Source organism: Streptomyces sp. TM32, from assembly GCF_004122755.1.
In the GTDB taxonomy this organism is placed as follows: Bacteria; Actinomycetota; Actinomycetes; order Streptomycetales; family Streptomycetaceae; genus Streptomyces; species Streptomyces sioyaensis.
The window spans coordinates 1-5,442 of sequence record NZ_SDIG01000269.1 but is presented as its reverse complement, the minus strand read 5'-3'; the positions used below and the strand labels follow the sequence as shown (position 1 = coordinate 5,442).

Sequence of the window (5,442 nt, the reverse complement as noted above, 5' to 3'; positions counted from 1 at the left end):
CCGCAGGCGCCACGGCGAAACACCACCACGGCGGGCCAGCCGACCACGTACGGCGCGCCGCAAAGCGCAACGGCGAACAACACCCACGGCGGGAAAGCCGACAACGTGGGGGGAGAGCCAAGCGCTCAGCGAACGGTGAAGTGGACGATGTCGTCCAGGAACGGGATGTGGATCCACGGCTTGGGCTGCACCATCAGCGACAGCATCACGATCACGAAGCCGAGCACCCCGTACGTCAGCATGTCGGTGAAGCGGGAGCGCACGGCCAGCATCCCGACCGACGGCAGCGCCCACCGCAGCACCGCGCCGGCCAGCAGGGAGAGCCCGATCACGATCGCTCCGATACGGAACGCGTCGAGCGCCACGAGCAGCAGCCCGACCGCGACCCCGCTCATCACGCTGAGCAGCGGCCACTGCCGGGCGGGCGCGGGGTAGCCGCCCGAGGCGGCCCGCCCGCCGCCCTCCGGCCGGGCGGTGTCGCGGGTCAGCGTCGGAAAGCGGCGTGAGCGCTGCGGCTCGGAGGCCCCCTCCGAATGCGCTTCGGCAGCCATGGCGGGCAATCCCTTCCGGTATCCGGATCCGTCTGTCAGGGACAGGGTCTCAGGTCCTCGGCCCGACGTCGTCAGCCGGCCGCGCGCTCGGCGGCCTCGACGACGTTGACCAGCAGCTGGGCGCGGGTCATCGGCCCGACACCGCCCGGGTTGGGGGCGACCCAGCCGGCCACCTCGGCCACGCCCGGGTGCACATCGCCGACGATCTTGCCCGCCTCGTCGCGGCTGACGCCGACGTCCAGGACGGCCGCGCCGGGCTTGACGTCCTCGGGCTTGATGATGTGCGGCACACCGGCGGCGGCGACGATGATGTCGGCCTGCTTGAGGTGCGACGACAGATCACGGGTGCCGGTGTGACACTGGGTGACCGTGGCGTTCTCCGACTTGCGGGTCAGCACCAGCGGCATCGGACGGCCGATGGTGATCCCGCGGCCGACGACGACCACGTGCGCGCCCTTGATCTCGACCTCGTGCCGCCGCAGCAGCTGGACGATGCCGTACGGGGTGCAGGGCAGCGGGCCCTCGATGCCCAGGACCAGGCGGCCCAGGCTCATCGGGTGCAGCCCGTCGGCGTCCTTGGCCGGATCCATCAGCTCCAGGACCCGGTTGGCGTCGATGCCCTTGGGGAGCGGGAGTTGGACGATGTAGCCGGTGCAGGCCGGGTCCTCGTTCAGCTCCCGTACGACCGCCTCGATCTCCTCCTGGGTGGCGGTCGCCGGCAGCTCGCGCTGGATCGAGGCGATGCCGACCTGGGCGCAGTCGCGGTGCTTGCCGTTGACGTACCAGCGGCTGCCCGGGTCGTCGCCGACCAGGAGGGTGCCCAGGCCGGGCTGCACGCCCTTGGCCTTCAGGGCCTCGACGCGGGTGGTGAGCTCGGACTTGATGGCGGCTGCGGTGGCCTTGCCATCCAGAATCTGGGCAGTCATGCCCCCATCCTCCCGGATGAGGGCGGCTGCCTTCCAATCAGGGCACCCTGGGGCGTCCGTGGCCGGAATTGATCATTGCACTTGGACAACGGCCCCCGGACCCAACTGGACAGAGTGAATGCGCAACTAGAAGGATTGACGCGCAGTGCCGCAGGCATCGTCGGGGGGTCGCCAGTGAAACCTGTTTTTCCTCCGCGTCGCGCCGCGCGGTCCAGAAGGACCCAACGGAGGAAAACCGCAGATGAGTTTCGGTGACCCGAACAACCCGTACGGCCAGCAGCCGCCGCAGGCCCCCTACGGCCAGCAGCCGCCGGTCCCGCCCCAGGGACAGCCCGGCTACGGGTACCCCCAGCAGCCCCCGCAGCAGCCGTACGGCTACCCGCAGCAGCAGCCCGTCCCGCCGCAGCAGGGGTACGGCTACCCGCAGCAGGCGGCGGCCCCCTACGGCCAGCCGGGCATGCCGGGCATGGGGATGCCGACGGGTTACGCGAGCTGGGGTGCGCGGCTGTGCGCCCTGCTCATCGACGGTCTGATCGTGGGCCTGGCGCCCGGCGTCCTGTACGGCATCGCGGCCATCGTGGCGCTGTCCTCCGCGAGCGACGTCAGCAGCTGCGCCTACAACGACTACCAGTGCCAGTCGGACGCGGCCGGCCCGCCGGCCTTCACCGTCATCCTGATCATCCTGGCCGCCCTCGCGGCCATGGCGGGCGGCATCTTCATGCTCGTCAAGGAAGGCAACACCGGCCAGACCGTGGGCAAGAAGGCCATGAGCATCCGGCTGGTCCGCGAGGACACCGGTCAGCCGCTCGGCTTCGGTATGGCCTTCGTCCGCCGCCTGGCGCACTTCCTCGACAGCATCGCCTGCTACATCGGCTGGCTGTGGCCGCTGTGGGACGACAAGGGCCAGACCTTCGCCGACAAGGCCGTCGGCTCGGTGGTCGTCAAGACCCAGTAAGCGGTTCGGGCGCACGCCCGCCCGAAGTGCACCACTCCGTGAAGGCCCCCTCGCCACTGCGCGATCGGGGCCTTCGCGGCTCCGTTCACGTCGCTTGAAGGACACCGCCCGTGAGTTATCCCCCGCAGAACCCTTACGGTCCGCCGCCGGGTCAGCAGCCCGGTTACGGCTATCCCCAGCAGCAGCCGTCGCCGTACGGCCCCTACCCGGGCGGCGGCCCCGTGCCCGGCATGCAGCCGCAGTACCCGGTGGTGATGCCCGGCGGGGTCAAGGCCGCGCGGGCGATCATGTTCGTGCTCGCCGGGCTGAACGTCATCGGCCTGATCATCGCCGTGATGGGCCTGGGCAGCGTCAGCAAGGCCGCGCACCACACCTCGCCGTACGCCTCCTCGGACGAAACCTCCATGCTGAGCCTCGGCAAGGGCGTCCTGATCTTCGTCATCGTGCTGATCGTGATCTTCTCAGCGGTCGCGATCACGGTGGCCCTGCAGTGCGGCAACGGCGGCAAGGGCGTCCGGATCGGTGCCATCGTCTTCGGTATCGCCAACACCCTCGTGAGCCTGATGACCTTTCCGTTCGGGCTGGTGCACACCGTCCTCGGCATTCTGGTCATCGCGTTCATGTCGAAGGACGAGAGCAACCGCTGGTTCGTCCGGCCGCGTTACTGACCGCGTCGCGCACACGGCGAAGGGCCGCCCCCCGGTCGGGGTGCGGCCCTTCGCGCGCGGTGGCCCGCCGGATCAGTGGAAGAAGTGCCGGGTACCGGTGAAGTACATCGTCACGCCGGCCTTCGCGGCGGCCTCGACGACGAGCTCGTCCCGCACCGAACCGCCCGGCTGGACCACGGCCTTGATGCCGGCCGCCGTGAGGATCTCCAGGCCGTCCGGGAACGGGAAGAACGCGTCCGAGGCGGCGTACGAGCCCCGCGCGCGCTCCTCGCCCGCCCGCTCGACCGCGAGCTTCGCGGAGTCGACGCGGTTGACCTGGCCCATGCCGACGCCGACCGAGGCACCGTCCTTGGCCAGCAGGATCGCGTTGGACTTGACGGCGCGGCAGGCCCGCCAGGCGAAGGCCAGCTCCGCGAGCTCGGCGGCGGGCAGCGCCTCGCCGGTGGCCAGCGTCCAGTTCGCCGGGTCGTCGCCCGCCGCCTGGAACACATCGGTGTGCTGGATGACCGCACCGCCGGAGAGGAACTTCACATCGCCGGGCCGGGTCGGCAGGCCCTCGACCTTCAGGACGCGGATGTTCTTCTTCTTGGCGAGGACCTCGACCGCGCCGGCCTCGTACGCCGGGGCCGCGATGACCTCGGTGAAGATCTCCGCGACCTGCTCGGCCAGCTCGATGGTGACCGGACGGTTGACGGCGATCACGCCGCCGTACGCCGAGAGCGGGTCGCAGGCGTGCGCCTTGCGGTGGGCCTCGGCGATGTCCTTGCCGGTCGCGATGCCGCAGGGGTTCGCGTGCTTGATGATCGCGACACACGGCTCGTCGTGGTCGAAGGCGGCCCGGCGCGCGGCCTCGGTGTCGATGTAGTTGTTGAAGGACATCTCCTTGCCGTGCAGCTGCTCGGCGTTGGCGATGCCGCCCGGCTCGCCGTCCGTGTAGAGGGCGGCGGCCTGGTGCGGGTTCTCGCCGTAGCGCAGGGTGCCCTTGCGCTCCAGGGTCGCGCCGACGAACTCCGGGAGCCCGTTGTAGTCGTCCTCGGGGGCGTAGAGGTCGGTGAACCAGGAGGCGACGGCGGTGTCGTACGCCGCCGTGTGCTGGAAGGCCTCCGCCGCCAGCCGCCGGCGGTCGGCGAGCCCGAAGCCGCCGGCCTCGACGGCCCGGAGGACCTCCCCGTACCGCGCGGGGTTGACGACGACGGCGACCGACGGGTGGTTCTTGGCGGCGGCACGGACCATCGAGGGGCCGCCGATGTCGATCTGCTCCACGCACTCGTCGGGCGTGGCACCGGAGGCGACGGTCTCCCGGAACGGGTAGAGGTTGACGATCACCAGGTCGAACGGCTCGACACCGAGCTCGCCGAGCTGCCGGCGGTGGTCGTCCAGGCGCAGGTCGGCCAGGATGCCGGCGTGCACCTTCGGGTGGAGGGTCTTGACCCGGCCGTCGAGGCACTCGGGGAAGCCCGTCAGCTCCTCGACCTTGGTGACCGGCACCCCGGCCGCGGCGATCTTCGCGGCCGTCGATCCGGTCGAGACGAGCTGGACGCCCGCCGCGTGCAGCCCCTGGGCCAGGTCCTCCAGCCCGGACTTGTCATAGACGCTGACCAGCGCGCGGCGGATGGGCCGCTGCGTACCTTCGGTGGCGGTCACGAGATACGTACCTTTCGTCCCTCAATGCGGTAGCCGTTCCGGGCCAGTTGCCCCACGACCTCGACGAGCAGCGATCGCTCGACTTCCTTGATGCGCTCATGCAGCGCGGATTCCTCGTCCTCGTCCCGGACCTCGACCACGCCCTGGGCGATGATCGGGCCGGTGTCGACGCCGTCGTCGACGAAGTGGACGGTGCATCCGGTGACCTTCGCGCCGTACGCGAGCGCGTCGCGCACGCCGTGGGCACCGGGAAAACTCGGCAGCAGCGCCGGGTGGGTGTTCACGATCCGGCCGCCGAAGCGGGCGAGGAACTCCTTGCCCAGGATCTTCATGAAGCCGGCCGAGACCACCAGGTCGGGCTCGTAGGCGGCGGTCGCCTCGGTCAGGGCGGCGTCCCAGTCCGTGCGGCTGTCGTGGTCCTTGACCCGGCAGATGAACGTCGGCAGCTGCGCGGACTCGGCGCGTTCCAGGCCCTTGATCGCGCCACGGTCGGCGCCGACGGCCACGATCTCGGCCCCGTAGGTCTCCGGGCCCTGCTCGGCGATGGCGTCCAGCAGGGCCTGCAGGTTCGTGCCGGAACCCGAGACGAGCACGACGATGCGGGCCGGACGGCCGGGTCGGGCGGGCGGTGAACCGCTCCTCGCCGCTGTGCTCGCGCCGGAACGCCTGGACGATCCGCAGTCCGGCCACGCTCTCCT

At 70.8% G+C, this 5,442-nt stretch carries 6 protein-coding genes; 2 read left to right on the top strand and 4 right to left on the bottom strand.

The window, feature by feature from the left end; translation table 11 throughout:
• Positions 1-125: 125 nt before the first annotated feature.
• Positions 126-716: a DUF3017 domain-containing protein gene (locus EST92_RS30890; protein ID WP_254069179.1), complete on the bottom strand. Its 591-nt coding sequence runs from the start codon at positions 714-716 to the stop codon at positions 126-128.
• Positions 623-1,477, bottom strand: coding sequence for a bifunctional methylenetetrahydrofolate dehydrogenase/methenyltetrahydrofolate cyclohydrolase (locus EST92_RS30885; protein ID WP_129248481.1), 855 nt, complete (start codon positions 1,475-1,477; stop codon positions 623-625). The genes EST92_RS30890 and EST92_RS30885 overlap by 94 nt, the downstream gene beginning before the upstream one ends.
• 241 nt (positions 1,478-1,718) lie before the next feature.
• Between EST92_RS30885 and EST92_RS30880 the strand changes: the two genes are divergently transcribed.
• Entirely contained in the window at positions 1,719-2,432 is a 714-nt protein-coding gene (locus tag EST92_RS30880; RefSeq protein ID WP_129283969.1) for an RDD family protein, read from the top strand.
• A gap of 110 nt (positions 2,433-2,542) precedes the next feature.
• Positions 2,543-3,100, top strand: coding sequence for a hypothetical protein (locus tag EST92_RS30875; protein WP_129283968.1), 558 nt, complete (start codon positions 2,543-2,545; stop codon positions 3,098-3,100).
• A 72-nt stretch (positions 3,101-3,172) separates the two neighbouring features.
• Here the strand turns inward: EST92_RS30875 and purH are convergent, their stop codons facing one another.
• Entirely contained in the window at positions 3,173-4,744 is a 1,572-nt protein-coding gene (purH, locus tag EST92_RS30870) for a bifunctional phosphoribosylaminoimidazolecarboxamide formyltransferase/IMP cyclohydrolase (RefSeq protein WP_129283967.1), read from the bottom strand.
• On the bottom strand, positions 4,741-5,343 hold the full coding sequence (gene purN / locus EST92_RS30865) for a phosphoribosylglycinamide formyltransferase (RefSeq protein ID WP_129283971.1): 603 nt from the start codon (positions 5,341-5,343) through the stop codon (positions 4,741-4,743). Before purN ends, purH begins: the two co-directional genes overlap by 4 nt.
• Positions 5,344-5,442: the final 99 nt, after the last annotated feature.

Excerpts from the sequence above, each read along its gene's own strand:
- EST92_RS30885 (WP_129248481.1), bottom strand. The coding sequence starts at position 1,477 with ATGACTGCCCAGATTCTGGATGGCAAGGCCACCGCAGCCGCCATCAAG.
- EST92_RS30880 (WP_129283969.1), top strand. The coding sequence starts at position 1,719 with ATGAGTTTCGGTGACCCGAACAACCCGTACGGCCAGCAGCCGCCGCAG.